1 protein-coding gene is annotated in these 1,062 nt (G+C 62.8%); it reads right to left on the bottom strand.

Going from position 1 to position 1,062, the window contains the following annotated elements:
• Positions 1-16 precede the first annotated feature (16 nt).
• Positions 17-968, bottom strand: a protein-coding gene (locus tag DC522_RS33670) for an IS630 family transposase (protein ID WP_116532716.1) whose coding sequence is annotated in 2 segments (ribosomal slippage) — positions 17-631 and positions 633-968 — 951 coding nt in all. Because the reading frame shifts where the segments join, the coding sequence is not laid out codon by codon here.
• Positions 969-1,062 lie beyond the last annotated feature (94 nt).

Below are 1,062 nucleotides of genomic sequence, written 5' to 3'. Positions count from 1 at the left end.
CTAGAGCATCGGGCATTCAGACGAATCCGTATCCGGCGGCGGTGAAATAGTTGCGGCACGCCTCAGGCTCAACGAGATCGCAGATGTCGCCGATCGCTCGCCAGAGCGCCTCGCTGGTTCGGGCTTCGGCTTTGCGCAAGTGCGCTTTGATCTGTGAGAAGACCTGCTCAATCGGGTTCAAGTCAGGACTGTAGGGCGGCAGGAACAGGAGCCACGCGCCACGAGCCTGTACGGCCATCTCGGCTTTCGCACTCTTATGCGCCGGCAGGTTGTCGAGGATGACCACGTCGCCTTTCGACAAGGTCGGGGCGAGTTGTGTCTCAACATAGATCTCGAAGATCTGCCGGGTCATCGGCCCATCGATCACCCACGGTGCTGTGAGCCCATAGCAGCGCAGGCCCGCGATGAAGGTCTGGGTCAGCCAATGGCCGAACGGCGCCTTGGCGTACAGACGCTGCCCCTTGGGACAGCGGCCGCGCAGGCGTGTCATCTTGGTTGAGGTACCGGTCTCATCGAGAAAGACGAGCCGGTGCGGTTCTTGGCGCATGCGGGGCTGACGCTTTGTGCGCCAATGATCGCGCGCTTGGCGCACATCGGAGCGTCCTTGTTCGCTGGCCCGCAGCGTTTTTTTTGAAGCTGTAGCCTTGGCGAATGAACCAGCGCGCGATGGAGGCGGGCATGACCTTGGTGCCGCGGGCTGCCAATTCAGCCGCGAGTTGCGGCATGGTGATATCGCCCTTCTCGGCGACACGTTGGAGGAGGAATTCGCGATGCGGATCGAGCTTGGAGTAGCGCCAGCCCCCCTCCGGCTTGGGCGCCAGGCTACCGGTGGCCCGATAGGCCGCCATCAGCCGGACCACGAAGGCGACCGACACGTCAAAGTGCCGGGCCGCGGCATGGCAGGAGTGCCCCGCCTCGACAAAGCGCGCCACCCGGCGGCGCAGATCCAGCGAGTAGGATTTGGTCATCGCTCATCGCCTCCAAAGAGAGCCAAGATGAGTGAATCACGAAGCCGCCACACCGCATAGCCCCAACGATTCCGTCAGAACTGCCGTTGCTCTA

Origin of the sequence: Microvirga sp. KLBC 81 (assembly GCF_003075415.1) — a bacterium.
Taxonomy (GTDB): Bacteria; Pseudomonadota; Alphaproteobacteria; order Rhizobiales; family Beijerinckiaceae; genus Microvirga.
Note: the sequence above shows the minus strand (reverse complement) of the source record. Positions and strands in the feature narration are given on the sequence as shown.